The organism is Streptosporangium sp. 'caverna' (assembly GCF_003203775.1).
GTDB classification, from domain to species: Bacteria; Actinomycetota; Actinomycetes; order Streptosporangiales; family Streptosporangiaceae; genus Streptosporangium; species Streptosporangium subroseum.
The window spans coordinates 3091072-3115969 of the sequence record NZ_CP029711.1 but is presented as its reverse complement, the minus strand read 5'-3'; the positions used below and the strand labels follow the sequence as shown (position 1 = coordinate 3115969).

The 24898-nt window shown below is 68.3% G+C and carries 25 protein-coding genes and 1 pseudogene; 14 read left to right on the top strand and 12 right to left on the bottom strand.

All coding sequences use genetic code 11. The annotated features are described in order from the left end of the window. Positions 1-30: 30 nt before the first annotated feature. Positions 31-1008: a LacI family DNA-binding transcriptional regulator gene (locus DKM19_RS13825; protein WP_110705703.1), complete on the bottom strand. Its 978-nt coding sequence runs from the start codon at positions 1006-1008 to the stop codon at positions 31-33. 261 nt (positions 1009-1269) lie between these two features. Here DKM19_RS13825 and DKM19_RS51625 point away from each other — a divergent pair, with 261 nt between their 5' ends. Further along, a complete protein-coding gene (locus DKM19_RS51625) occupies positions 1270-2985 on the top strand; it encodes a PQQ-dependent sugar dehydrogenase (protein WP_110696042.1) in 1716 nt (571 codons plus the stop codon). A 186-nt stretch (positions 2986-3171) separates the two neighbouring features. Here DKM19_RS51625 and DKM19_RS13815 read toward each other — a convergent pair whose 3' ends face one another. Both DKM19_RS13815 and DKM19_RS13810 read right to left on the bottom strand, forming a co-directional pair. Next, the gene (locus tag DKM19_RS13815; RefSeq protein WP_110696041.1) at positions 3172-4119 is read right to left on the bottom strand and encodes a TauD/TfdA family dioxygenase; all 948 of its coding nucleotides are present in this window, start codon (positions 4117-4119) and stop codon (positions 3172-3174) included. A 333-nt stretch (positions 4120-4452) separates the two neighbouring features. Further along, a complete protein-coding gene (locus DKM19_RS13810; protein ID WP_204358787.1) occupies positions 4453-5286 on the bottom strand; it encodes a LysR family transcriptional regulator in 834 nt (277 codons plus the stop codon). Between the two features lie 398 nt (positions 5287-5684). Here DKM19_RS13810 and DKM19_RS13805 point away from each other — a divergent pair, with 398 nt between their 5' ends. Then, positions 5685-6605 carry an RNA polymerase sigma-70 factor gene (locus tag DKM19_RS13805; RefSeq protein ID WP_110696039.1) on the top strand — a complete coding sequence of 307 codons (921 nt, stop codon included), beginning with the start codon at positions 5685-5687 and terminating at the stop codon, positions 6603-6605. A gap of 216 nt (positions 6606-6821) precedes the next feature. Continuing rightward, entirely contained in the window at positions 6822-7538 is a 717-nt protein-coding gene (locus tag DKM19_RS13800) for an RNA polymerase subunit sigma (RefSeq protein ID WP_110696038.1), read from the top strand. Between the two features lie 211 nt (positions 7539-7749). Here DKM19_RS13800 and DKM19_RS13795 read toward each other — a convergent pair whose 3' ends face one another. Beyond that, positions 7750-8310, bottom strand: coding sequence for a cysteine hydrolase family protein (locus DKM19_RS13795; protein WP_110696037.1), 561 nt, complete (start codon positions 8308-8310; stop codon positions 7750-7752). A 90-nt stretch (positions 8311-8400) separates the two neighbouring features. Continuing rightward, positions 8401-9414, bottom strand: a complete 1014-nt coding sequence (locus tag DKM19_RS13790) for a zinc-binding dehydrogenase (protein WP_110696036.1) — start codon at positions 9412-9414, stop codon at positions 8401-8403. 96 nt (positions 9415-9510) lie between these two features. Between DKM19_RS13790 and DKM19_RS13785 the strand changes: the two genes are divergently transcribed. Next, positions 9511-10434: a LacI family DNA-binding transcriptional regulator gene (locus tag DKM19_RS13785; protein ID WP_110696035.1), complete on the top strand. Its 924-nt coding sequence runs from the start codon at positions 9511-9513 to the stop codon at positions 10432-10434. 86 nt (positions 10435-10520) lie between these two features. Here DKM19_RS13785 and DKM19_RS13780 read toward each other — a convergent pair whose 3' ends face one another. Both DKM19_RS13780 and DKM19_RS13775 read right to left on the bottom strand, forming a co-directional pair. Further along, positions 10521-11492 carry a zinc-binding dehydrogenase gene (locus tag DKM19_RS13780; protein ID WP_110696034.1) on the bottom strand — a complete coding sequence of 324 codons (972 nt, stop codon included), beginning with the start codon at positions 11490-11492 and terminating at the stop codon, positions 10521-10523. Positions 11493-11865: 373 nt separating this feature from the next. Continuing rightward, the gene (locus DKM19_RS13775; protein ID WP_239514244.1) at positions 11866-12204 is read right to left on the bottom strand and encodes a DUF5997 family protein; all 339 of its coding nucleotides are present in this window, start codon (positions 12202-12204) and stop codon (positions 11866-11868) included. 88 nt (positions 12205-12292) lie between these two features. Here DKM19_RS13775 and DKM19_RS13770 point away from each other — a divergent pair, with 88 nt between their 5' ends. The 4 genes from DKM19_RS13770 (at position 12293) to DKM19_RS13755 (ending at position 16554) form a co-directional block, all read left to right on the top strand. Beyond that, positions 12293-13036: a LysR family substrate-binding domain-containing protein gene (locus DKM19_RS13770; protein WP_239514243.1), complete on the top strand. Its 744-nt coding sequence runs from the start codon at positions 12293-12295 to the stop codon at positions 13034-13036. An 821-nt stretch (positions 13037-13857) separates the two neighbouring features. Next, entirely contained in the window at positions 13858-14463 is a 606-nt protein-coding gene (locus DKM19_RS13765; protein ID WP_110696032.1) for a GPP34 family phosphoprotein, read from the top strand. 28 nt (positions 14464-14491) lie between these two features. After that, complete coding sequence (locus DKM19_RS13760; protein ID WP_110696031.1) at positions 14492-15964, top strand: APC family permease; 1473 nt, start codon at positions 14492-14494, stop codon at positions 15962-15964. Continuing rightward, complete coding sequence (locus tag DKM19_RS13755; RefSeq protein WP_110696030.1) at positions 15961-16554, top strand: N-acetyltransferase; 594 nt, start codon at positions 15961-15963, stop codon at positions 16552-16554. Before DKM19_RS13760 ends, DKM19_RS13755 begins: the two co-directional genes overlap by 4 nt. 86 nt (positions 16555-16640) lie before the next feature. Here the strand turns inward: DKM19_RS13755 and DKM19_RS13750 are convergent, their stop codons facing one another. Continuing rightward, positions 16641-17138 (bottom strand): helix-turn-helix domain-containing protein, encoded by a 498-nt coding sequence (locus tag DKM19_RS13750; RefSeq protein WP_110696029.1) that lies wholly within the window; start codon positions 17136-17138, stop codon positions 16641-16643. A gap of 76 nt (positions 17139-17214) precedes the next feature. Here DKM19_RS13750 and DKM19_RS13745 point away from each other — a divergent pair, with 76 nt between their 5' ends. Continuing rightward, a complete protein-coding gene (locus tag DKM19_RS13745) occupies positions 17215-18036 on the top strand; it encodes an MBL fold metallo-hydrolase (RefSeq protein ID WP_110696028.1) in 822 nt (273 codons plus the stop codon). A 106-nt stretch (positions 18037-18142) separates the two neighbouring features. Here the strand turns inward: DKM19_RS13745 and DKM19_RS13740 are convergent, their stop codons facing one another. From DKM19_RS13740 to DKM19_RS13730, 3 genes are read right to left on the bottom strand one after another with little or no spacing between them, the layout of a single operon-like run. Further along, the gene (locus tag DKM19_RS13740; protein WP_239514242.1) at positions 18143-18820 is read right to left on the bottom strand and encodes an L-threonylcarbamoyladenylate synthase; all 678 of its coding nucleotides are present in this window, start codon (positions 18818-18820) and stop codon (positions 18143-18145) included. Then, positions 18817-19182 carry an IS110 family transposase gene (locus DKM19_RS49420; protein WP_162641475.1) on the bottom strand — a complete coding sequence of 122 codons (366 nt, stop codon included), beginning with the start codon at positions 19180-19182 and terminating at the stop codon, positions 18817-18819. Before DKM19_RS49420 ends, DKM19_RS13740 begins: the two co-directional genes overlap by 4 nt. Before the next feature lie 58 nt (positions 19183-19240). Beyond that, a complete protein-coding gene (locus DKM19_RS13730; RefSeq protein ID WP_162641473.1) occupies positions 19241-19741 on the bottom strand; it encodes a nucleotidyltransferase domain-containing protein in 501 nt (166 codons plus the stop codon). A gap of 68 nt (positions 19742-19809) precedes the next feature. On the opposite strand from DKM19_RS13730, the pseudogene DKM19_RS13725 reads away from it, so the two are divergent. After that, positions 19810-20031 (top strand): annotated as a pseudogene (locus DKM19_RS13725) (tyrosine-type recombinase/integrase); the annotation flags it as partial. A gap of 404 nt (positions 20032-20435) precedes the next feature. Then, on the top strand, positions 20436-20831 hold the full coding sequence (locus tag DKM19_RS13720) for a tyrosine-type recombinase/integrase (protein ID WP_204358786.1): 396 nt from the start codon (positions 20436-20438) through the stop codon (positions 20829-20831). A gap of 111 nt (positions 20832-20942) precedes the next feature. On the opposite strand, the gene DKM19_RS13715 is transcribed toward DKM19_RS13720, so the two are convergent. Next, the gene (locus tag DKM19_RS13715; RefSeq protein WP_110696023.1) at positions 20943-21545 is read right to left on the bottom strand and encodes a TetR/AcrR family transcriptional regulator; all 603 of its coding nucleotides are present in this window, start codon (positions 21543-21545) and stop codon (positions 20943-20945) included. Positions 21546-21627: 82 nt separating this feature from the next. On the opposite strand from DKM19_RS13715, the gene DKM19_RS13710 reads away from it, so the two are divergent. From DKM19_RS13710 to DKM19_RS13700, 3 genes are all read left to right on the top strand, one after another. Further along, positions 21628-22626: an SDR family NAD(P)-dependent oxidoreductase gene (locus DKM19_RS13710; RefSeq protein WP_110696022.1), complete on the top strand. Its 999-nt coding sequence runs from the start codon at positions 21628-21630 to the stop codon at positions 22624-22626. Between the two features lie 451 nt (positions 22627-23077). Then, entirely contained in the window at positions 23078-23572 is a 495-nt protein-coding gene (locus DKM19_RS49415) for a hypothetical protein (protein WP_162641472.1), read from the top strand. A gap of 100 nt (positions 23573-23672) precedes the next feature. Beyond that, positions 23673-24605 (top strand): hypothetical protein, encoded by a 933-nt coding sequence (locus tag DKM19_RS13700; RefSeq protein ID WP_204358785.1) that lies wholly within the window; start codon positions 23673-23675, stop codon positions 24603-24605. Positions 24606-24898: the final 293 nt, after the last annotated feature.

Genomic DNA, 24898 nt, shown 5'->3' with positions numbered 1-24898 from the left:
CCGGCCGTGACGTCTACGCGGGCACGGCGCTCAGGTGGACGAGCGCTGGACGACCTGAAGGTCAGCCAAGGTGGACACGGCCGACGATTCGCGGCCGGACAGGACCGCCATGATCTCTTCGGCACGTTGGCGGGCCACCTCGGGCAGGTCGAAGCAGACGGTGGTGAGCGGCGGAGCCGTCAGCCGCGCCGTGGGAATGTCGTCGGCACCGATGACCGCCAGGTCGCCGGGGGCGGCGAGACCGTGCGCGCGCATGCCCGCGAGCACCGCGATCGCGGTCTCGTCGTTGAAGGCGCAGACACCGGTTACGGATCGCTCGGTCCACCCGGCCACGGCCTGGGCCGCGCGCGCGATCTCCAGGCTGGTGCTCAGCACCGTGGGACGCTCGAGACCGGCATCGAGGCAGGCCCCGACGACGCCGTCCAGCCGGTCCTCGGCCATCGACCGCAAGTTGGAATGCTCAGGCATCGCATAGCCGAGCCGCCGATGTCCTCGGCCGATCAGATGGTCTGCCTGCAGCCGGCCGATCGGCTGCAACGCGGGAGAGGAGGCGACGCGGGGTGGAAGCACCACGTCGGCGCCCGCTCGGTAGAGGGCTTGGACGGTGTCCTCGTCGAACGCGTCGAAGCCGACCACCACGGAGGCGTCCACTGCCGCGCACACGTCCGGCAGGAGTTGACCGCGTGCGCCCGCGAGGTGGGTGACCATGGTCAGGCCGTGCTCCGCGAGGGCGCCCGCGAGTTCTTCGACGAAGCGGCTGATGCCCGCGCCGATCGGCAGGTCGGGGATGGCCAGCAGCACGATGTCGCTCCGCCCGGCGGCCAGGGAGCGCGCGGAGGCACGGGGACGGTAGTCGAGGCGCACGGCGGCGTCGAGGACGCGGCGGCGGGTTTCCTCCGGAATGGAGTATCCGGGCTTGTCATTGAGCACGAAGCTCACCGTGGTTCGGGAAACGCCCGCAGCGTTGGCGACGTCCGCACTGGTGGCGCGCTTGGCGGCTGGTGTCATGGTCCCCTCGTCGCGGTGCTCGACCTCGCCCAATGGTAACCGCCGGCGAAAACGCGCAGCCGCGAGAGAAAGCAAGCTCCACCATTGGGTCACCGGGGCATCCGCTGGTCCGCAACTTTCGCTGATTATATGAAAGTTTCAACGGCGCGGGGTCGTCCTCCCAGGTTGTCAGGGCGAGCCGATCACGGCGTTTGAGATCCCGCGGCCCGCGTGCCTACGGTGCTGGCATCCGCACAGTGACCCGGCCAAGGAGTCTCCATCATGCGTGCCCGCGTCATCCCGGCCCTGATCATGGCTCTGCTCGCGCTGCTCGTCACCGCTCCCGAGGCCCGCGCCCAAGTGATAGGCGGCTTCGACTTCTCCCGGGCGCAGGTCTCCGTCACGGGCCTTCAGGTGCCCTGGGGCCTGGCGTTCCTGCCGGACGGCAGCGCGCTGGTATCCGAACGCAACACCGGACGCATCATGCAGGTGCGGCCGGGCCAGACGCCCACGGCGGTCGCCACCATCAGCGGGGTGAGCGCCTCGGGTGAGAGCGGCCTGCTCGGCATCGCCGTGTCGCCCGCCTACGCCCAGGACGGCTGGGTGTACGCGTACTTCACCAGCACAGCCGGGGACAACCGCCTGGTCAGACTGCAACTGACCGCGCCTCAGACGCAGACGGTGCTCTTCTCCGGGGTCCCGAGCAACACCTTCCACGACGGCGGCCGCATCGCCTTCGGGCCGGACGGCATGCTCTACGTGGCGGCCGGCGACGCCGGCAACTCCGCCAACGCGCAGAACGTCAACAGCCCCGCCGGGAAGATCCTGCGTATGACGCCCACCGGCGGTGTGCCCGCGGACAATCCGATCGCGGGCTCCCGCGTCTGGACCTACGGCCACCGCAACGTCCAGGGCCTGACCTGGGACTCCCAGGGCAGGATGTACGCCGCCGAACTGGGGCAGAACACCTGGGACGAGGTCAACCAGATCGTCGCGGGCTCCAACTACGGCTGGCCGACGTGCGAGGGCACGTGCACCAACCCCTCCTTCCGCAACCCGATCGTCACGTGGACGACCGCCGAGGCTTCGCCGAGCGGGCTGGCCTGGGCCAACAACACGCTCTTCGTCGCCGCGCTGCGGGGCCAGCGGCTCTGGACGGTGCCGCTGACCAGTGCCGGTACGCCGTCCGGCACACCGCTGGCCGAGTTCCAGTCCGCCTACGGGCGGCTCCGCACGGTCGCGGTCGGGCCTGACGGCTGGCTCTGGGTGACGACCAGCAACCGGGACGGCCGCGGCACCCCGGTGGCACAGGACGACCGCATCGTCCGCGTCCCGCCGGCCACCACCGGGGGCGGCGACACCACCGCGCCGACCGCGCCGGCCGGCCTCGCCGCGTCGGGGACGACCTCCACCGGCACCACCCTGGCCTGGACCGCCTCCACCGACGCCGTGGGCGTGACCGGCTATGACGTCCTGCGCGCGCCGGGCGCGTCCGGCGGCACCTTCACCCAGGTGGGCACCTCGGCCACCACCTCGTTCGCTCAGACCGGGCTCACCGCGAACACCACGTACCGCTACCAGGTCCGGGCCCGCGACGCGGCGGGCAACCTCTCGCCGGTGTCGAACACGGCGACGGTCACCACCACCCCGGGCGGCGGCGGAGGCACCGGCGGATGCTCGGTGACGGCGACCGTCCAGACGCAGTGGGGGAACGGGTACGTGGTCCAGCCGGTCACGGTCGCCAACACCGGCACCTCCGCGATCAACGGCTGGACGGTGACCTTCACGCTGCCGAGCGGCCACACCGTCACCGGTTCGTGGAACGCCACGCTGACCGTCAGCGGGCAGACCGTCACCGCGAGGAGCGCCGGGCACAACGGCGCCCTCAGCCCCGGCCAGAACACCACCTTCGGCTTCCAGGCGAGCCGCCCGAACGGCAACACCCAGACACCGTCCGGCTACCAGTGCACGAGCCCCCTGAGTCCCGCCCGCACCTGAGAGAGCCAGCGCGCCACCCGGCAAAACCGCCGGGTGGCGTCTCTCGGTGTACGTGGCGTTCGGTCAGCCCCGTCAGGTCCGAGGAGGAAAGCCCCCTCGGCCAGGCCTCGCCGAATCGCGTGCGAGTCCATCGCCGTGCCGCTTCCCCGGCCGGACGGCCGGGGACGTCCGCGGACAGGCCGCCGCTCAGGCGGCGATGGGTGAGTAGGCGCTGGCGTCGCCCTTGCGGACCACGCTGGTGTCACCGTTGATGCCGATCGGGATGTCACCGGCCAGGGTGATGCGGTGGAGAAGCCGGGGCAGGTCGTCGTAGTCCGCGACGGCGTAGTGCTGGGTGGCCCGGTTGTCCCAGATGGCGATGTCCCCGTCGCGCCAGTTCCACCGCACCGTGTTCTCCAGGCGGGTGACGTGCCGCTGCAGCAGGGAGAACAGATCGTGGAAATCGGCGCTGCTCAGGCCCACGAACGACCTGACGAAGTGGCCGAGCAGCAGGGACGGCTCGCCGGTCTCCGGGTGGATGCGGACGACGGGGTGTTCGGTCTCGAACTCGCTGCTCCGGAACTGCTCGCGATAATCCTGTTCCCTGACGTCGATCCCGCCGATCTGCGGGCGCTGCGCCGCGTAGTCGTACAGGTTCGAGTGCACCGCGCGCAGCTGGCCCACCAGCGCCTGCAGGCCGGGGTGCAGCCGCCGGTACGCCTCCACCGTGTTGGCCCACACCGTGGTCCCGCCGTAGGGCGGCAGCGTGATGGCGCGCAGCACGCTGATCGCCGGGATCCGGTCGACGAAGGTCACGTCCGTGTGCCAGCTGTTGGCCTTGCCCTGCTCGGAGTCGATCGGGAGTACGGCCTCACCGTCGCCGGTCACCGTCGGGTGCGGCTTGGTGACGGTGCCGAGCAGCCTGGTGAACGCGTGCTGGTCGGCGTCGGTGGCGTGCTGCTGGTCGCGCAGGAAGATCACACGGTGGCGCAGCAGCGCGGCACGCAGTTCGGCGACCGCCGCCGCGTCGGCGTCGCCGCCCACCCGGATGCCGCCGACGACCGCGCCGATCACCCCGCCGACCTGCGTGACGTCGATGTGCTGGTAGGAGCCGTCGGCGACGACGGGCGTCTCGTGTTCATGGAGCTGAGTCATTCCCTGACACCTTTCGATGGGCGATGTGCGGGTGGGCCGTATCACAGCGTGTGCCGCGAAAAAGGCAATGTCAACTATCCCTACATGTTTACTAGGGAATTTTCCTACGCTCAACCCTGGATCCACAAATGTCGCCACATCTCACCTCAAAGGCGCGATCGCGCCGCCGACGACCCCCTGCCGACCAGACGGAATCCGCCGGCCGGACTCGGTCTCGGCGGGGCGACTCCGCCCGCCGTGATCACGTCGTTCGACACATCCGAGACGAAGTCGGCCGTCACGGATGGAAATCATTCCATGACTCATCGTGTCCAACGCGGCTTCCCGTCGAGGTCAGGCGATGTGCCTCAGCAGGGCGGCGGTCGCCGGCGATGGCGCCTTACGAGGCCGTACCACCATGATCTTCCAGCTCGGCCCATGCTGGGCGAACCGGCGCATGACCAGGTCCGGAAACCGGGTGGCGATCGACTCCGGCATGATGCAGACACCCAAATCGTGGCGGACGAGTTCGGCGGCCGCGAGGATGTCGTTCACCTCGAACGCGGTGCTGCGCTCGAGGTGAACCGCGCGGAAGGCCCGGTCGACCGAATGACGGATCGCCCAGCCGGGCGGGAAGTCCACCAGGGGCAGGCGGGCCACCTCGGCGAGCGTCACCGGATCGTTGCCGTCGAGTGGCGGCCCTGCCAAGGTCACCAGCACCATCTCCTCGCGCGACAGCAGCCTGGTCACCAGTCCCCGCTGCTGCTGGCGACTCAGTGCCACCACGGCCAGGTCCACGGTGCCCTCGCGCAACGACTGCCGGATATCGGTCACCGACGCCTGCTGGAGCCGGACCACCACGCCCGGGTGCTCTTCCCTCAAGGTGGCCAGCGCTCTGTGGAGACCGCCCCAGACACCCTGCATCGTGCCGACCGTGATCCGTCCCCTCACGACGTCGACCGTCGCCCGTGCCTGATCCGCGGCCCGCAACGCCGCGCGTGCGGCCGGTACGAACGCCTCGCCGGCCGGGGTCAAGACCACCCGGTGGGTGGTGCGGTCGAACAGCGGGGTCCCCAGGTCGCGTTCCAGCGCACGCACCGCACCGGACACCGCGGACTGGACCACGTGCAGACGCCGCGCCGCCATGGTGAACCCGCCCTCTTCGGCGACCGCCACGACGACTTCCATCTGTCGTAGATCCATACTCCCCCCGGCGTATTCCATCTCGATCCGAGATGACAGTCTTCACCAAGTATCGCCTTCGCTGCGGAACGGGAGGTTCCCCCAAGGCGTTAAAAAGGTCAAAGGAGCTGAAAAGTAGCAAAAAGGACTGCGTGATCGGACGCTCTCCGGAAGCCGCAGTTCCCTCGCCTTGAGACCCCCGGCCTGTGGTCGAGGAGCGTGTGCCTGGTGACACGCTCCTCGACGACAGGCCAAGGTGCACGCGACGCCGCCGCGGCCGGAGCCATGAGGCAGCAGTCTGGCCACGCTCCGCCCCGCGGTGTGGCTGATCGTCGGGCGGCGATGGCCCGACTGCGAACCGATGTGGATGAGTTGACGCCGACGCGGCGAAGGAGCGGGTAACCATGCATGCGGAACCCCGGGAACAGGCGAGCGCACTCGAACAGGCCGCGTCCGCCTTCGTCGAGCTGCGCCCGCGCCTGTTCGGCATCGCCTATCGGATGCTCGGCAGCGCGGCGGAAGCCGAGGACGTCCTTCAGGAAGTCTGGTTGTCCTGGCAGAACACCGACCGTGCGACCATCAAAAATCCCCCGGCCTTTCTGGCGTTGATCACCACACGCCTGTCCATCAACGTCGCCCAATCCGCCCGCGCGCGACGCGAAGCCTACATAGGACCCTGGCTTCCCGAACCCATCGACACCAGCCTCGACCCCGCGGTGGGAGCCGAACGCGGCGAAGCGCTCGAAATCGCCTTCCTGCTGCTGCTCGAGAGACTCACCCCCACGGAGCGGGCCGCCTACATCCTTCGCGAGGCCTTCGTTTACCCCTACCCACAGATCGCGGACATCCTGCGGCTCAGCCCGGCCAATGCCCGCCAGCTCGTGAGCCGCGCCCGCAAACATCTGAACGCCGTACGACGCGAGCCCATCGACAAGATCGAGCACCGGCGCCTGTTGAAGGTCTTCCTCGCCGCCGCCCAGACAGGAAACGTCGCCGCCCTCGAAGACCTCTTCACCGCGGATGTCGTCAGTTCCTCCGACGGAGGCGGTACCCGGGGGTCCGCGCGGTTCCCCCTGCTGGGCAGCACACGCGTGGCGAAATTCATCGCCGCGTGCGCGCAGAAGTACTGGCCAGGCGGCGACATCACCTGGGTCGAAGCGAACGGACGCGCCGGCGTGCTCGTCCCCCGCAATCGCACCGACGACGTCGCCTTTCTCACCATCGAGGGTTCGCCGCAGGGCATTCATCACGTCATGTGGATCGTCAACCCGGCCAAACTCGACGCGTTCGAACGGTCACGTTCCAAGGAGCACCAACGCGGCTGACATGGGCCGCCGCATCGGAGCGGCCGCCTCTCGTGATCGTTCTGGTGGCCGTCACACCGGGAGGGGTTATCCGGTCTTAGCTGCTGACGCCCAGAGAACAGAGGACATCGTGCGGACGACCCCGTTGGCCGGCGGCCACGCCGGCCCTTCCACGACGTGGACACAGGAGCTTCGCCGCTCCCAGACGTACTCTCCCGGCTGCGAAGGCGGCGGGTTATGGCCGAGGTGAACGCCGGGACGCTGGCGGAGATGCTCGACGAGCGGCAGCATCTGCTCGAGATCGCCCTGTGGATGTTCGGTTCGGCCGAAACCGCCGACCGGATCGTCCAGGAGACCTATCGCCGCTGGTACACCCTCGGTGACGAGGAACGCTCCGGCATCGCGGTGCCGCGTGCCTGGTTGACGCGGGTCGCCGGAGGCATCTGCCTGGAGGTGCTGGCCGCTGCCGCGTCGGCCCACGCCCCCGTCGACGTCCCGCGACGAGGCTCGGCCGCGGCGCCCGGCGCTCCGGTGCGTCGGCCCGAGCCCATCGGCCCGGCGGGGCACCAGGTCAGGTCCCGCCCAGCGATGCTCGCCAGGCATGATCGTGTCGCGCGCCGGTTCGCCGCGGCGTGCGCGACGGGGGATGCGGCGGCGCTGAGGGCGGTTCTGACCGCGGAGGCGATGGTCGTGAGCGACGGTGGCGGCAAGCTGCGTGCCGCGGTACGCCCGACCTGCGGCGCCGACGCGGTCGCTCGGTTCGTCACGGCCCTGCTGGCCGGTCAGCCGGGCACCGAGGTGGCCGTCGCGTCCGTGAACGGCCGGACGGGTCTGGCGTTGCGCCGGGCGGGCCAGGCCGTGGCGGTGGTCAGCCTGAGTGTCGCCGGAACCAAGGTCACCGCCGTGTGGATCGTGTTGAACCCCGACAAGTTACAGCGCTGGCACCGTCCGTGACCGGCGCCTCGCCACAGGCTCCCCGCCCGGCCTCGGCATGAAAGGATCAATCCGGACCCAGGTTGATGCTTGCGATCGCCCTGCCGGCTGCCGACGACCGGGACGTGGAGCGTGCTCTACGGCTCCCGGCCCGTGCCCGTGGTGGCCGTCGCCGTCGGCTCGCGCGGCCACCCTCCGGAATGCCGATGACAAGACCGCTCTCATGCGAGAGCTAGCGGGCAAGGTTCGCAGCCCAGTCGGCCACGGTCGTCACGTCCGCCTGGGAGGGGAAGACCTTCTCGGTCAGCACCCGGTGCACCTCGGGATCGGCGTCGAGGCAGCCGTCGGCCAGGACGGTGAGGCCGAAGTCCAGGTCGGCCGCCTGGCGGAGGGTGGACAGCACGACGCCGCTGGTGGCGATGCCTGTCAGTACCAAGTGGTCGATCTCGCGCGCCCGTAGGACGATCTCCAGGTCGCTGCCGGCGAAGGCGCTGACGCGGCGCTTGGTCACGACGATGTCCTCGGGCCGCGGTGCCAGGTCGGGATGGATCCGAGTGGCCTCGTCGCTGCTCGCGGGCATTCGGCCGCCGAGTGCGAGCGCACCGAACATCTTGTTGCGGGCACTGACCTCGGGATAGTTCGGGCGGAATCCGACGACCACGTAGATGATCGGAAGGCCGGCCGCGCGGGCGGCCTCCGTGGCCTCGCGCAGGCGCGGAAGGTAGTCAGGATCCGGGTATCGGTCCACAACGACCCGCTGGACATCCATGACGAGCAGAGCGCTCTGAGACACTGTCGTTCCCTCTCTAGTTGGGTTCGTACGATCATGACGCGTGACCTGGGCGTTCATCCTGTTCCTACCCGGGTCCGCGGCGGGCGGCCGTCAGTCGAAGGTGACCACGACCTTCTCCGCGGCGCCGGGGGTGGAGGCGAGGGCGAGGGCGCGCTCGGCCTGCTCGAACGGGATGGTGTCGCTGACGATGAGCGCGTACTTCTCCCAGTTCTCGGCGATGTCGCGGGTGACCTCGAAGATCTCGGTGGGGTACCCCATGGAGAGCACGATGGTCAGCTCGGTGGTGAGGATCGCGCCGAAGTCCAGCTCGACCGGCTTCTTGTGCACGGCCACGATGCCGAGCGTGGCACCCTGCCGGGCCATGTCCGTCACGGTCTGGATGACCACGGGGGCGCCGGCGGCGTCGAGGTAGATGTCCGTGCCGGACCGCTCGCCCTGGGCGAAGCTCGGGGGCGCCTGGCCGTGCAGCTCGATCAGCCGCTTGGTGACATCCTCCTCGGCGGAATTGATCACCGCATCGGCGCCGATCTTGAGTGCCTTCTCCAGGCGGTTGGGGACGATGTCGACGACCACGACATGGGCGCCGCGGAGCTTGTAGCCGATCGCCGCGCCGAGGCCGATGGGGCCCGCGCCGAAGACGACGACCTTGTCGCCGGGCTTGGGCTGGGTGCGGTTGACGGCGTGCCGGGCGACCGCCATCGGCTCGTTCAGCGCCACGACGGAGAACGGGATCTCCTTCGGGACGGTGACCAGGTGGACGCCGACCTTCGCGTCCTTGACCGCGACGTACTCAGACAGGCCACCTTGCGCGCCGCCGCTGCCGATGATGCCGTCGCCGGCCGCCATGGGGTTGAGCACGACGTGGTCACCCACCTCCAGCCCCTCCACCGCCGCGCCCACCTCGACGACCTCGCCGGCCGGCTCGTGTCCCAGCGGCGTGGCGCCCTGCCGCGGCGGGATGCCGCCGATCGCGATGTAGAAACCGTCGGAGCCGCAGATGCCGCAGGCCCGCATCTTCACCAGGACGTCGTTCGGCCCGATCTCGGGGCGCTCCACGTCGACCACCGCCGTCTGCCCCGGCCCTGTGACCATCACCGTCTTCATTGACATCCTCCGGAATCACCCAATGTCAACTAAATCGTGTTAGTTGCCTGATGCGGTAGCGTACACGTGGGAAAAGAGTTTGAGGAGGTGCCGTCGATGCCGGGCACGGGGCGCGCGACCATGCGGGACGTCGCCCAGGCGAGCGGGGTGTCACGGACCACCGTGAGCTTCGTGCTGAACGACACGGCCGACCAGACCATCCCCGAGACCACCCGCGAACGGGTACGCCGCGCCGCCGAGGACCTCGGCTACGTGCCCCACTCCATCGCCCGGGCGCTACGCGAAGGCGCGTCCCGGATCGTCGTGCTCGAGGCCGGCGGTCTGCCCCGCGGCCACAGCCTGGAGAGCTTCATCGACGGCCTCGACGAAGAGCTCTCCGCAGCCGGGCACGGGCTGCTCGTCTCCTACGGCGACCGGTCCCGCGAGTCCACCCGCGCCGTCCTCGACGCCGTCTCGCCACGGGCCGTCATCGACCTGCCCGCGCTTTACTCCCGGCCGGATCGGGAGGTCGCCGACGGCGGCTGGATCGACGGCCTCGCCGCCCATGCCATGACCCAGGTCTCCTACCTGCGCTCGCGCGGCCACCTCGTGATCGCGACCGCGGTACCCATCCGGCCCGACCCGATCATGGCGCTGCTGGACAGGCACGTCCGCGCGGCGGCCCGCGAGCTCGACATGCCGGAGCCGCAGCGGCTCCCCGTGGACGAGGCCGGCGCCACCGTGGAGAACCTGCGGGCGGTGATCCGCCACGCGCCCATCAGCGCGGTGGCCGCCCTCACCGACGACCTGGCGCTCGGCGTGCTCGCGGCGATGGCGGACCTCGGCCTGACCGCCCCGCAGGATCTCGCGGTCATCGGTTTCGACGACACCCGGCACGGGTCGCTCTGGCGGCCGGCGCTCACCACCGTGCACATCGACGCCCGGGCCTACGGCCGGCGCACCGCCCGTGCCGCGCTGGGGCTGCCGGCGGGCGACGCCATGCCGGCGCCCGCACGCGTGATCCGGCGAGCCTCGGCCTGAACCGGGTGCGCTCACCGGGCCTGACGAGCGCACCGTCCCCCGGCCGGGATGACCCTGACCGCGGGGAGCGCCGCCCTGGAACACCGTCAGATCAGGAGCAGGGTCTTACCCAGGGCACCGCGTGACTCGATCGCGGCGTGCGCGTCCGCGGCGCGCTCCAGGGGGAAGGTCTGCCCGATGATCGGCCTGATCCGGCCCGCCGCCGCCTCCGCCATCACCTGCTCGGCCCAGCCCCGCATCCTCGGCCCGAAGCCGAAGAGCTGCTCGATCCCGATCACCTCGACCCCGCGCCGTCGCGCCTGAGCAGGATCGATCGCCGTGACCTCGCCGCTGGAGGCACCGTGGACGGAGAGGCGTCCGCCGTCCGCCGCCACCTCGAACGCGGCCCGACCGATCTCTCCGCCGACCCCGTCGAACACCACATCGGGTCCCGCGCCACCGGTCGCCTCGCGTACCTGCTCCGCCCAGTCCGGATCGGAGTAGTCGACCACGGCATCCGCGCCCAGATCGCGAACCAGGTCCAGCTTCCGCGCGCCGCGCGCGGCTCCGACGACCCTGGCACCGGCCGCCCGGGCCAGCTGCACCAGCAGGGTCCCGACACCGCCGCCTGCCGCCTCGACCAGCACCCACTCCCCGGGAAGGATCCGAGCTCCCTCGACCAGACCCAACGCGGTGCTGCCGTCGGTGTGCAGGGCGGTGGCCTCGGGCAGCCCCAGCCCTTCCGGCACCGGGATCAGATTCTCCACGACGGCCACCGCGCGCTCGGCGAATCCGCCGGTCTCCCCGAGATCGGCGATCACGCGCCGTCCGGACCAGCTCGGATCCACGCCCTCCCCCACCGAACCCACCCGGCCGGCCACCGTACCTCCCGGCACGTACGGCAGCGCGGGCCTGCCGTGCCACTTGTCGACACCACGCCGGATCTGCGTCTCGACGAACGTGACGCCCGCGACCGACACGTCGACCACAACCTGTCCCGGTCCGGCGACCGGGTCCGGCGCCTCGCCCGGAACCAGTACCTCGGGACCTCCGAATTGCGTCGCCTGCACCACTCGCACGTCAACCGCTCCCCTGCGCTCACCCTGTTCAACACCGGCGCAGAGAAGTCTTCAACCTCAACCGCGGTCGAGGTCAAGCGGTCATGTACGGCAGCACACGGCTCCGACTCCGTCCACGGCAATACGCAGACGCCCACGCCCAGAGCTCGTGCAGGGGCCGGCGGCAGATGCCGTTCCAGCAGGAACTCGATCCGCCGCCCCCGGCGGCCAACCGATCCCGCTCCAGACCATGCTCGTCGGGTTCCACCCTCTCCGCGTCCGCCATGGCGCACGCGAGAGATGCCCGATCGCCCACAGCGAGCGAAATTCACCAGATGGCTGAGAGCCTGATCTTCTCGTGTCCGGGGTCGGAGACCTGCGGGATCTCAGCTGTCTAGCGTTGCTTGAGGCGGAGTGCCTCTTTGCGGGTCGCGATCAGGCTGGACTGCTCGCGTTCCAGCCACTCCGGGTTCTCCGCTTTCAGCGCATCGATCTCAGCGGTGGTGAGCGGTTCGGTGATCCCGCCTCTGAGCAGGCCGGCAATGGAGACCTTGAGCTTCGCGGCGATGACCTGCTTGGTGTGCGGGCCGTTGCGGCGCAGGTCAGCGAGCCAGGCGGGCGGCGTCGACTGCCACTCGTTCAGCTCGTCCCTGGAGACGACACTCGCCTGGAACTCGGCGGGAGTGGCCGAGAGGGGGACACCCAGCTTCTTGGCCGCGGTCGCGGGCTTCATCGTCTGAATGTTCTTCGGTTTGGGCGAGGTCATGGCGTCAAGAGTAGTCAGCCGAAACAGGTTCCCTTGACATCGGTACCCTGAGGAAGTGACTGATGGAGAGATCGGCAGACTGTTTCGACTGGCGTACGTGCCCGGGGTGACACCCGCGAAATGGGTCAACGTCTGGACCGAGAGAACACCGGACGTGCCGATCATCCTGGTCGCGGTTCCCCCCGCCGAGGTGGCGGGACTCCTGCGGAACGGCGGCGCCAACGCCGGATTCGCCAGGCTCCCGGTCGACCGGGACGGGCTCAGTGTGATTCCTCTCTACGTGGAGACCACGGTGGTCATGGTGCCCAAGGACCACGCGGTGGCCGCCGCCGACGAGGTGACCGTCGCCGACCTCGTCGACGACGAGGTGTTCCATCCTCTGGACGACACCATCGAGTGGACCGTCCGGCCCGGGCTGCCCGCGTTCACCCGCCCGGCCACAACGGCGGACGCGGTCGAGCTGGTAGCGGCCGGCACGGGGATTCTCCTGGTTCCGGAGTCACTGGCACGCCTCCACCGCCGCAGGGATCTCACCTACCGGCCGGTGTCGGACGCGCCGCAGTCCCAGGTTGCGCTGACCTGGCTCACGGACGCGACCACCGACCTGGTGGAAGATTTCATCGGCATCATCCGCGGCCGTACGGTGAACAGCTCGCGGGGCCGTACTCCCGCCTCGCCTGCGGAGAAACCGGCACAGCGGCAGGCACAAAAACCCGCACAGAAAAAACCCGCGCAGAATGGCTCCGGTCGCCGGGCCGTGCCGGCCGGCCGTAAAAAGAAGGGCAACCGGCCTCGGTGACCTTGTCACTCAGTTCGGCACTCGGCGATCCCCTCTGCCCGGACTCGTCAGAACCACTTCCGCCATCGGACAGCATGATCCTTGTCGGTGACGGTTGGCACCATGACGCCTGTCTGATCTAGGGAGTCATGGTGACAGACCCATACGCGGAATTCCGCCGGCTCGACGGACTGTGGGCAGGTGACATCTACTGCGCATCCTTCGGGGGCGCCGGGCGGGCCCGCCCACACGACGAGCGTGGGAGCCCTGCACACCGTCGCCGAAGCACTCCGCCGGCCCGTCGCGCCGCCTGAACCAGCGCGGCCTTGAAGGCGTGCGGTCCGTCCGTACCGTCTGAAACGGTACGGACGGACCACAACATCTGAAACGGTGAGGCACCCGAGCGCGGTTCCGCACTCCGCGCGGACGCGTACGACGCCCGTTACCACCGCGACGGGGGATGAGGAAGCCCGCGCAGTATTACGCCAGTCCCAAACTGCCAAAAATCCCCGCATTAAAATCCCATGGAGATCCATCGGGATTCGCGGGGCCGCGCTTTCGGGATCCACCTGACCAGGGTGGTTCCGGCTCCGGTGATTCCTGGCGGGCCACTTCCCGACGCCCGACCGCAGCTGGCCATAAATATGTAAATTCTTGGATTTACCGAAGTCTTCGAGATACCTCTCGACATAGCTCCAGATTATTGGCTATCTGTCCGTTTCTTCGATTCTCGCCTGGCCGATCTATGTCCGGTTCCGGAACTTCGTTCGCGTAATGACAAATTTAATGATTTAGCTATACGATCGCCGTTCGTGGTTGGAGTTGATCTTTCAGGAACCCGATTGGCCAACGATCTGTTCTTTGTCATGCATGACAACGCGACCGGCCGGATGAGGCTTCATGCCCGCCTGACCGGTCTGGGGCTGGCCGCCGCCATCCTGGGAGAACTGATGCTCGCCGGGCGGGTAACCGTGGGATTGGCGGCGGGGCAGACACGGCTCGTCGTTCTCGACGCGGCGCCGCCCGGAGACGCGCTCACCAGGACCGCCCTGGACCACATCGTCGCCGAACCCTCGCATCGCTTCTGTACCTGGTTGCAGTTCCTCGCCCGTACGGCACTCGCCGACGTGGCGGCCCGGATGACCGCCGACGGGCTGCTGCGCCCGCCCGGCAGACGCCCGTCGCGGAGGCAGGTGCCGGTCGACGTGAACATCGCGGCGTGGCCCGGCGGACGCGTCAACCTGGCGATCCAACGCCGTGCGCCACTCAGCGTCCAGGACGGCGTCCTGCTGGGGCTGCTCGTCGCGACCGGCGGCAACCGGCTCGTCCTGTGGGAGCAGAACCCGAGATACCTCTCCGACTCGATCACCGCCCTCCCCGCGCCGCTCCAGGAACTGATCGCCCAGACCGAGGCTGCCATAGGTGACTCCGTCATCAGCCGCCGGTGAACCCACCCCCCTCATTTCAAGGATCCCAATGTCCGTCACAGAACGAAGGGCCAGCGCCGTTTCCGCCGCGCTCGCCCAGGACCGCCTCGGTGTGCCGTCGGTGGTGTTCTTCGTCATCTCGGCGGCGGCACCGCTGACCGTCATCGGTGGCTCGGTGACCGCCGCCTACGCCGCGACCGGCGTGACCGGCGTGCCGCTCGCCTTCATCCTGCTGGGAGCCATCCTGGGCCTGTTCGCCGTCGGCTACGTGACGATGGCCCGTTACGTCGTCAACGCCGGGGCGTTCTACGCGTACACCGCGAAGGGGCTCGGCAGGCCGGTGGGTGTGGCGACCGCGTGGGTCGCGCTGCTGGCCTACAACGCGCTCCAGGTGGGTCTCTACGGCATGATCGGTGCGGCCGCCCAGCCGCTGATCGCCGACTGGTTCGGCGGCTCTCCGGCCTGGTGGGTCATCGGGCTGGTCGCCTGGGTGCTGACCGGGGTGCTCGGCCTCATGCGGGTCGACGTGAACGGGAAGGTCCTGTCGGTCCTGCTGCTGACCGAGATAGCCGTCGTCGTCGTGTTCGACATCGCAGACCTGATCAACCCGGCGGCCTCGGGCTACAGCCTCGACGTCTTCGACCCGTCGAACCTCTTCGTCCCCGGGATCGGTGCGGTGGTCGCGATCTGCATCGCGTCCTTCGCGGGCTTCGAGTCGTCGGTGGTGTTCTCCGAGGAGACCAAGGACCCGAAGCGCACGGTGCCGATCGCGACCTACGTCGCACTCGCCGTCATCTCCGGGCTCTACGCCGTGTCGTCCTGGGCGATGACCGTGCCGATCGGCTCGGACAAGATCGTCGAGACCTCACGCGAGCAGAGTTCGGCCCTCCTGTTCAACCTGGCCGGGCAGCACCTGGGGGCGACCATCGCCACCATCGGCTCCCTCCTCTTCGTGACGAGCCTCTTCGCCGCGCTGATCGCCTTCCACAACACGATCTCCCGCTACATCTTCGCCCTCGGCAGGGAGAGAGTCCTGCCCGCGACCTTCGGCCGTACTTCCCCCCGGACCGGTGCCCCGGTCAACGGCTCGGTGGCGCAGAGCGTCGTCGGGCTGATCACGATCGTCATATACGCGGTCTTCGGCCTGGACCCGGTCGTCCAGTTGTTCTTCACCGTCGGATCGTTCGGCGGCCTGGGACTGCTCATGATGCTGGCGGCCACCTCGATCTCCGTGCTGGTCTTCTTCGCCAAGAACCCCAACGAGGAGAACGCCTGGCGGACGAGGATCGCCCCGGGCATCTCCTCGGTCCTGCTGATCGTGGTCATCGTGCTCGTCATGGCCAACTTCGACACCGTGCTCGGCGTGGCCCCCGACTCCCCGCTGCGCTGGATCATGCCCGCCGTCTACTTCGTCGCCATAGGGCTCGGCGTCATGTGGGGACTCGCCCTGCGGGCCAACCGGCCGAAGGTATACGCGAACATCGGGCGGGGCGCCCAGGCGGCCGTGGGAGGGACCGAATGACAGAGATCATTCGCGTTCAGAACGCTCCCGGAGCCGCCGAGACCATCGGCGCGATCATCGCCACCTCCTTCCACGAGCAGGAAATCTCGGCCTGGATGATCCCTCCGGACGACGACCGCAGCCGGGTGATGCCTCCCTTCTTCTCCATGATCACCGAGAGCGCCCTCATCCACGGCGAGGTCCACGCGACGGCCGACATGTCCGCGGTGGCCGTATGGTTCCGCAAAGGCGCCGAGCCGCTTCCCGAGATCCCCGACCGGGACGCCCGGGTGGAGGCTATCGCCGGTCCCCACGCGGAGCGCATCGGGCAGATGGGAGAGGAGATGGACAAGCGCCACCCCCACGACCCGCACCACTACCTGGCATTCCTCGCCGTGCTCCCCGGGCACCAGGGACGGAAGACGGGGACCCGGCTGCTCGAGAAGTACCACCGCGGGCTCGACGAGGCGGGCATACCCGCGTACCTGGAGGCCAGCAGCACCCGCAGCCGCAGGCTCTACCTGCGCCACGGCTATCAGGACCTCGGCGACCCGATATTCATGCCCGGCGGCCCGCCGATGTTCCCCATGTGGCGCCCGTCGAACCCCTGACCCGAGTGCCGACCCCCGCCCCCGGCCCATCGTGGGCCGGGGGCGGGGTCCGTCGGCACCCCCGGACATGGTCGGCTGCCTGGCGGCTACGAGGAGTCGGTAGCAGCGAGGTAGGCCGCTTTCAGTCGCTCGCGAACGCTCGGTGATCGCGCTGGGGATTCGGAGCCAAGGTGCGAGTGGCGAAGCTCGTCCATGAACTCTTGCCAGAGCGCGGGGCCCCCTTGTTCGAGCAACTCGGCGCGAACGCGCAGCGCGCGGCTCGTGGGCCGGTGGCGAAGCCCCCAGCTGCCGAGCTGTGCGAACACGGGTACGAGTTGGATCGCGGGCTCGGTCAGGCTGTAGCGCGCCCGCTGGCCGGGACGCGTGTCCTCACGGGTGAGCAATCCGAACTCGACGAGTCGCTTGAGTCGGTCGGCGAGAATATTGGAGGCGATTCCCTCTTCTGAGCCGGCCTGCAGCTCTCGGAAATACCGGCGGTCTCCGAAGACGATGTCGCGGAGGACGAGCAGGCTCCAGCGATCGCCGAACACCTCGATGGCGGCGTTGATCGGGCACCCCGACCGCGGCTCATACGCTTCGCCCATAGTGCTTGCAATCTACCACCACCAGGCATTACGGTCTCGACAAGCGGTTGCAAACCACAAGCGGAAGGAGCCACCCGTGCTGAGGCAGGTCGCGGAGGGTGTGCTGATCCACGAGAGCGAGTTCTGCCAGAGCAACGCCGTTGTCGTGCAGGGCCGGGGTGGCGCGTTGCTCATCGACGCCGGGGTGCTGAACGGCGAGCTGGCCTGCCTCGCGAATGACCTGTCCGATTCGGGCCAGACCGTTGTGGCGGGTTTCTCGACCCATCCCCATTGGGATCACCTGCTCTGGCACCCCAGGCTCGGCGTGGCGCCCCGTTACGGCACCGCGCGTTGCGCGGCCACTGCCCGGGATCGCCTGTCGGGCGGGGTGAATGCGGCCGCAAAGGCCGCCGGCATCCCCGAGGAGGTACCGCTGGACCTGCTCGGCCTCATCACCGGCCTGCCTGCCGAGACGACGCAGATCCCTTGGGATGGCCCCGGCGTCCGGATCATCGAGCATCAAGCGCATGCGCCGGGCCATGCGGCGCTGTTCATCGAGGAACGCGGGGTTCTCGTCGCCGGCGACATGCTCTCTGATGTCTTGATCCCGATGCTCGACCTGAACGGCACCGCTGACCCGATCGAGGACTACCTCGCAGCGCTGCGGCTGCTGGAGGACGTGGCGGGCGACGTCGATGTCCTCGTCCCCGGCCACGGGTCAGTCGGCGGAGCCGATCAGGTACACGCACGGATCGAGCGGGATCGGGCGTACGTGCTCGCCTTGCGTGAGGGCCGTATTCCCGGTGACCCGCGGGTCGGCCCATCGGCCAAGCCCGGCTGGGAGTGGGTAAGCGACGTGCACGACGGGCAAGCCCAGCGCCTCACCCGAAGAAGCGAGCGCGACGGGACGCCCGGCTAGCGATCCGCTTGCGGGACCGGCCCGCACGTCCGTCCTGCCGACTTCTTGGCTCAAGACAGTGAGCTCTTTTCACCTGACGACCCTGGTCGCGATGGCAACGATGGTTCTACTCGAAGCGGGACGGGTCTCCGGCGCCTCTGCGGAGGATCTCGGGTTCGTCCTGCGAGAAGTCGATGACCGTCGTCGGCACGGCGCCGCACTCACCGACGTCGATCACCGCGTCCACCACGTGGTCGAGTCTTTCCTTGACTTCCCAGCCTTGTGTCATGGGTTCGGTCTCGTCGGGCAAGAGCAGGGTGCTCGACAGCAGCGGTTCGCCGAGTTCGGCAAGCAACGCCTGCACGACGACGTGATCGGGGATCCGAACACCGACGGTCTTCTTTCTGGGGTGCAGCAACCGGCGTGGCACCTCCTTCGTCGCCGGCAGGATGAATGTGTAGCTGCCAGGAGTCGCCGCCTTGATCGAGCGGAACAGCGCGTTGCTGACGTGGACGAACTGGCCGAGCTGAGCGAAATCCCTGCACACCAGAGTGAAGTGGTGGCCACTGTCGAGACGGCGGATCTCCCTGATCCGGTTGATGCCCTCCTGATTGCCCAATCGGCACCCAAGTGCGAAGCACGAGTCCGTCGGGTACGCGATCAGCCCGTCCGCACGGACGAGGTCTGCCACCTGACGGAGGGCCCGAGGTTGCGGGTTGTCCCGATGCACGTCGAAGTACTTTGCCATGCATGGGAGCTTAGAAGCGATGCTCTTCGCCACGATCCGTGGGGCTGCGCGGTTCATCCAAAACCGCCACCGGGCGGCAGGCTCGCCGCCTCGCGCAGGGCCAGACACGTGATGGCCGGCGCGTCGAGGGGATCGGACTTGACGTGCTCGCGGCCACCGCGCCGTTTCCCGGCCATCATCTTGGACGGCACGCAGATCACCTTCTCGCCTGCGGCCGGCAGGTCGCGGACCAGATTGCCGGCCACATGCCGAACATCCTCGACCGCCCAGACCCGATCGGTGCCGGCGAGCTTGTTCACCCAGACCAGCAGTTGCAGATGCCCATCCTGGGCGAGCTGCTCAAGGTCGCCGTGCGGGTGGCGCGGAGCGCTGCCGCCTTGAACCGGTAAGGCAACTCTGGGCCATCCCGTGATCAGCACCTGTGTCGATCCACAAGAGGCTTCTCAGGCCTGTTTCGAAAGTGAGGTGGGAAACTGATCAGCGTGGCTGAAATCGGGCCGGGAGCTCCACCCCGGTCGCTGCATGCAAGCGGCGCATGTCCTGGTGGTCCTTCTCCGAAGGTTGGTAACCAAGATGGCAACGAACCTGTGTCGAGGCATCGGCGCAGGAGACCGGACGACCTTTGATCGTGCCTCGGACGGGAGGTGGATAGTAGAAGGAACTCCCGTCGGGCTGCGCTTGTGTTCCGCCGCCATCAGGGACAGGGGTGATTGGATGCAGGTCGATTTCACGTCCTTGCGCATCGGCGACGGCGGCGGCGACCGGCAGCCAGTCCCGAAGGAGACGGTCATATCCGAGCCGGCCCAGGACCATCCGAACGGCCTCTACCTGCGGCAACAATATAACCAGATCAAGATCCGAATGCTCCCGCGTCGTCTGGCCGACGAGAGCATCGATGCCCCACCCGCCGTCGACCCAGGCCGTGAGATCGGCCTCCTCCAGGGCATCAAGCACTTTCAATACGTCCGTTTCGTTCATCACGTCGCACATGATGGCATTCGACTCGGACAGCCGGGAGCTGACTTGGGAAGCGCCGGCGGGCGTTCCGGAAGATCGTGAAAGATGCCGGGCTGCCGGCCAAGGACCGGACTCCACGGGAGATGCGGCACAGCTTCGTCTCCCTGCTGTCCGACTCCGGCGTCCCCATCGAGGACATCGCGCGACTCGTCGGCCACAGCGGGACGGCGGTCACGGAGGCGGTCTACCGTAAACAGATCCGCCCGGTGCTCCTCGGCGGAGCCGAAGCAATGAACCGGATCCTCACGTGACCAGAGCGATAGTCACTCAGAATGCAGAAAGGGTGCCTCCCTTTCGGGTGACACCCTTGCCGACCAGTGAAAACCTGGTCGGGACGACAGGATTTGAACCTGCGACCCCTTGACCCCCAGGACGTTGGGGTAGGCGTTCTCACGGCTCACCGGCCTTCAGGTAGCTACAGACGACGTCTGGTGACGTGCGAGTTGTTCGGCTGTGTGCACGACGTGTGGTCCCCATGTGGTTCCCGCCTTACCCGATCCCCCGCGATAGACAGCAGAAGCAGCGAGGGCTTCGCAACCTCATGATCCAAACATCGAATGGAACCCCAATTCCTCGGCCTGGATGTCGGCGACCTCGTGCTGGAGGCCAAGCGCGGCCGCGTACGCCGCAGGGGAGGCACCACCGACTGGATCTTGTGGCAGTCCGGCACCGCCCGGCTGCTACCACGCCTGCTCGCCGGCCGCACCCGAAGCCCCGTCTTCCTCACCGACCGGCGTCCCGCCCCGCCCGTACCCCTGCCGCGGCCGACCTGTGCCCGGTCACCGGTCGCGCCTGCCTGTCCTACGAACGCGCCGAGTTCCTGTTCAAGCAGGCCACCAAGAGCATCGATCCGATTGGAGCCGGCTACACCCTCCACCAGCTACGCCACTCACGGCTGGCTCACCTGGGCGAGGATGGCTGGTCGGCCTCCATGCTGATGGCCTTGTCCGGCCATCGGAACCTGCGCACCCTCGGCATCTACGTTCGACCCAGTACAGAAGCCGTCGCCGCCGCACTCGCCGTGCACGACCCGGGCCGCCGGCGCCACTGACCGCCACCCCGAAGGCAGAGTGCCCGATGCCCCGAACGATACCGCCCAACCCCTGGGACCGCTTCTTCGACCGTTCTTAACGATCACTAAATCCCTCCGGGACGGACGGGGTCAGGAGACGGATTGCGCCACCAAGGCCATGGCCTGCCGCATGGCGTTGCGCACCTCGTTGGGTCCGTCGCCGCGCTGCAGCGCGGTCAGTGCGGATGCGCTGATCGCGCCCACCATCGCGCCGACCAGGGCGGAGGCGGTGATCGTGTCGAGCCTGTCGGGGAATGCCCGCTGCAGCGCCTGGGCCAGTTCGGCCTGCGCGGTGAGGTAACGCTGCAGCAGCCGGGCCTGCAGCGCCGGCACCGAGGCCGCCAGCCGTGCCCGCAGTGCCGCGAGCCCGCTGGGGAGGTCGCTGTCCCAGGTGTTGGCGATCATTTGGTCCATCGCCCGCACCAACACCTCGGGCAGCCGTTCCCCGGCGCGGCGCTCGGCGATCGCCTGCAGCGCCAGATCGACGCGCACGTCGGCATTGGCCAAGAGCACATCCTCCTTGGCCTGGAAGTGGAGGAAGAAGGTGCGGGGGGACATCTCCGCGGCGTCGGCGATCTCGGCCACGGTCACATGGTCGTAGCCCTTGTCCTCGATCAGGCGCACCGCCGCCTCGATCAGTGCCTGCCGGGTGCGCAGCTTCTTGCGCTCCCGCAATCCGTGTTTTTCCACCACGCAGGGCAGTTTAGTTCATCTTCCGAATTGATGCATACTGTGAATCGGTACATAGACTGCAGTCACTGAAAGGTGATCATCCATGGGAAGTCTGGACCGACGCGTCGTCCTCGTCACCGGAGCAGGGCGCGGCATCGGGCGGGAAGAGGCGCTGTTCTTCGCCGCCGAAGGCGCCAAGGTCGTCGTCAACGACCCCGGCGTCGCCATCAACGGCACGGGCGGCGACGCCGACGTGGCCGCGAAGGTCGTCGAAGAGATCACTGCCCGCGGCGGACAGGCCGTGGCCAACACCGACAGCGTCGCCGACTGGGACGGCGCCCGCCGCATGGTGGAGACGGCCCTGGAGTCCTTCGGCGACCTCCACGTCGTGGTCAACAACGCGACCATCGAACGGAACATGGGCCTGACCGACCTGTCGGAGGAGGACTTCGACGACGTCGTGGCCGTCAAGCTGAAGGGCACCTTCGCGGTAACGCACTGGGCGGCCCGCCACTGGCGCGACCGGTATCAGGCAGGGATCCACGCCGACCGCGCCGTGGTCAACACCTCCTCCGGCTCCGGGCTGCTCAACCCACTGCCCGCGCAGGTCTCCTACGCGGCGGGCAACGCCGGCGTCGCGGCGCTGACCACCGTGGCCGCCCTCGAACTCGGCCGCTACGGCGTGCGGGCCAACTGCATCTCGCCCTCGATGGTCCGCACCCGCCTCACCCTCGCCGTTCCCGGCATGAGCCAGGAACCGCCGTTGGGCCGGTTCGACCCACTGCACCCAGCCGCCTGCGCACCTGTTGCCGCCTACCTGGCCAGCGCAACCTGCCCGCTCACCGGCCAGGTGCTGTCGGTGCGGGGCGGAACGGTCACGGTCAACCACGGCTGGTCCCTCGGCGGCCACATCCACAAAGACGGGCTGTGGAGCGTGGAGGAACTGGCCGAGAAGATGAAGGAGTTGCCGATGGACGACCCGTTCGACAAGCTCGCCCAGGCCTTGACCGGCGCACTCGGCATCGTCGGACGCGACCAACTCCAGGAGATAATCAACGCCCTGCTTGACCAGGGAGTCCACTCCGACGCGGCCTCCGCATGACGCGATGAGCCACATCCCGGACCATGTGCTCAGGCACGCGGTCCGGACACAGACGGCGCTCGGCCCCAACGGTCACGGGACCTCAAATGACACCGGTCGCCGATGAGCCTGCACGAAGGACAAACGACGGGCCTACGAGCCCGGCTTGGCCCCGCTCACCGACTGCCCGCAAAGCTACTTTGGGGCTGGTCGCGCGGACCCGAGTGGGGCTCACGCAGAAGAGCGCATCGAAGCGGTGGCGGTGAGCACATTTAACGGAAGACCATCGCCGTCACCGGCAGTTGGGATCGAACCCTCCGGGTGTGGAATTGGGCAAGCGCGACCCCGGCCGCCGATGCCACTGACCCCAGCCACCACACCCGAAGACGGGCCGGCCAGCAAGCGGCACTGGCCATCGAGCGCTCCGACGCTCACGACTCAGGCACCTTCTACCTGGGCTAACACCGCTCGCGTGTACTTGGTAGCAGTTTCCTTAACGGCAGGCCAACTCGGCGAACAGACCTCCGCACAGGTCACCGCTGACGCCGGACCCGCTAACCTCGGCGCGCTCGACGTCGCCGGGGCCTCCGCCCTGGCGCGCTATCGCGCCGAGCTCGTCGCCGGGCGCCGCGCCCGGCTCATCTGGCGTGAGGTCAAAGCCCTCGGCACGAGCGTCCTGGTCAGGCTGCTGTTCCCGCTGTGGGTCACCGCGGCGGTCGCAGTCATCGTCGCCCTGGGCGACCTCGGCCACTACTACCAAAACGGCCCGGCGGCCTCCTGGCGCAAAGGCGCGAGAGGGGAACGTAAGACCGTGCGAGCGCTCGCGCCACTGTCTGCCGCGGTCATCGGGGTTGAGGTCGTCAGAGGTCCACAACTCGGCGGACACCTGATGCTGCAGACGCGAATCCGGCATCCTGTGAAAAGCCTGAGAGGCATTCAGCGCCATCTCAGGATGAGTTCGACATGATCCGGACATGACCCAAAAGGCGGCTGATTCGGCACACCTTGGTCTTGGCACACGATGGAGTACCGCGCGCAAGCTCGCGGGCTATGGAGCGGCCTCGACGATGTCTCTCTATCTTGTCGTCAAGGTCATCTGGGTTCTCACCGCACTCTTGAGCAATGGGCCGAAGGATCCCGACACCAGTACCCCCGACTGGGTGACTCTCAACGTGGTCACAGTGGGGATGTCAGCGATCGGGGTCGCGCTGGGACTAGCGCTGGCGCAGCGATGGGGACGTCGAATCCCCGCCCAGCCGCTGATCTTTCTCGCGTGGACGGGCGCGGGCTTCCTGATCCCGATGGTGCCGTACATGGTGGTGAGCGCTGTGCTCAGCGCGACCGGAATCAGCGCTGGCGGCGAGGACGGCGGCACGTCCGGCGGTGGCCAGGTGATGCCGGCGTGGGAGATGGTCTTCATCTCGGTGGGGTTCGCCGGGATGGCGGTGGGGCTGGCGATCGCTCTGCCGATCTATATGCGGGAGCGCTGGCCGGACGCATTCGTGGGCCGTCTTGGGAACGACCTGACCACAGTGGCCCCCGCCCGCCCGCCGCGGGACCTGTGCATGGTGCGAGCGGCGCTGGCGGTGAGTTCAGCGCTGGGACTGTTATGGCTGTACTGGGCCATCGGCGGGACGCTCGGTTTGGACCTCGCACATCGCGAAATGGACCTGAATGAGCGTTTACTGAGCGGCAACTCGGGGATCTGGGCGTTCATCGGCGTTTGGAGCATCTGGGTCGTCACCACCCGTCAGCATGCCGCCCGACTGCCACTGTGGGTTCCAATGTCCTTGGCCTTCGCCGCGTCAGGATCGCTTTTCGCCTGGAGCGGCTGGAAACTCTCCATGGCGGTGCTGAGGCCAGGTGGTTACATGCCCCCCGAACACCCCGTCGTCACGCTGGTCCAACACGCCTTCGCCATCGGCGCGGGTATCGCCATCCTGGCCCGACTCGTGCAGACCTACCGCGACCGCGCCGCCAACCGGTCGACACAGGTATGAGGGTTCGACCCACAGCTCCTGGTTGATCAACTGGTGCTGTCGGGGTCCCGGTAGTAACCGCCGCAAAAAAACGGAAATGCTGGTCAGAGCTTCGGCGAAGGGTCTTCCAGGGCGAGGCCCAGGACGGGCGGTATTTCTGGTGCTCTGATGGGCTGATCGTCCGTGAACCTGGCCTGCGGGCGATGACCGAAGTGATCGTCGGGCTCGTTGAATCGGAGGAGTTCAGCCAGGTCTTCCAACGCACGGACTCGTGAGCGAAGCACCGCGCGACCAGCTGCGTGATGGATCCGCTG

Coding starts and splice junctions, on each gene's coding strand:
- DKM19_RS13805 (WP_110696039.1), top strand. CDS start 5,685: ATGCATGCGGAACCCCGGGAACAGGCGAGCGCACTCGAACAGGCCGCG.
- DKM19_RS13760 (WP_110696031.1), top strand. CDS start 14,492: ATGTCCGTCACAGAACGAAGGGCCAGCGCCGTTTCCGCCGCGCTCGCC.
- DKM19_RS13790 (WP_110696036.1), bottom strand. CDS start 9,414: ATGAAGACGGTGATGGTCACAGGGCCGGGGCAGACGGCGGTGGTCGAC.
- DKM19_RS13815 (WP_110696041.1), bottom strand. CDS start 4,119: ATGACTCAGCTCCATGAACACGAGACGCCCGTCGTCGCCGACGGCTCC.
- DKM19_RS13750 (WP_110696029.1), bottom strand. CDS start 17,138: ATGGGCGAAGCGTATGAGCCGCGGTCGGGGTGCCCGATCAACGCCGCC.
- DKM19_RS13800 (WP_110696038.1), top strand. CDS start 6,822: ATGGCCGAGGTGAACGCCGGGACGCTGGCGGAGATGCTCGACGAGCGG.
- DKM19_RS13785 (WP_110696035.1), top strand. CDS start 9,511: ATGCCGGGCACGGGGCGCGCGACCATGCGGGACGTCGCCCAGGCGAGC.
- DKM19_RS13740 (WP_239514242.1), bottom strand. CDS start 18,820: ATGAACCGCGCAGCCCCACGGATCGTGGCGAAGAGCATCGCTTCTAAG.
- DKM19_RS13730 (WP_162641473.1), bottom strand. CDS start 19,741: ATGAACGAAACGGACGTATTGAAAGTGCTTGATGCCCTGGAGGAGGCC.
- DKM19_RS13755 (WP_110696030.1), top strand. CDS start 15,961: ATGACAGAGATCATTCGCGTTCAGAACGCTCCCGGAGCCGCCGAGACC.
- DKM19_RS13700 (WP_204358785.1), top strand. CDS start 23,673: ATGTCTCTCTATCTTGTCGTCAAGGTCATCTGGGTTCTCACCGCACTC.
- DKM19_RS13710 (WP_110696022.1), top strand. CDS start 21,628: ATGGGAAGTCTGGACCGACGCGTCGTCCTCGTCACCGGAGCAGGGCGC.
- DKM19_RS13810 (WP_204358787.1), bottom strand. CDS start 5,286: ATGGAAGTCGTCGTGGCGGTCGCCGAAGAGGGCGGGTTCACCATGGCG.
- DKM19_RS51625 (WP_110696042.1), top strand. CDS start 1,270: ATGCGTGCCCGCGTCATCCCGGCCCTGATCATGGCTCTGCTCGCGCTG.
- DKM19_RS13775 (WP_239514244.1), bottom strand. CDS start 12,204: ATGAAGCCCGCGACCGCGGCCAAGAAGCTGGGTGTCCCCCTCTCGGCC.
- DKM19_RS13825 (WP_110705703.1), bottom strand. CDS start 1,008: ATGACACCAGCCGCCAAGCGCGCCACCAGTGCGGACGTCGCCAACGCT.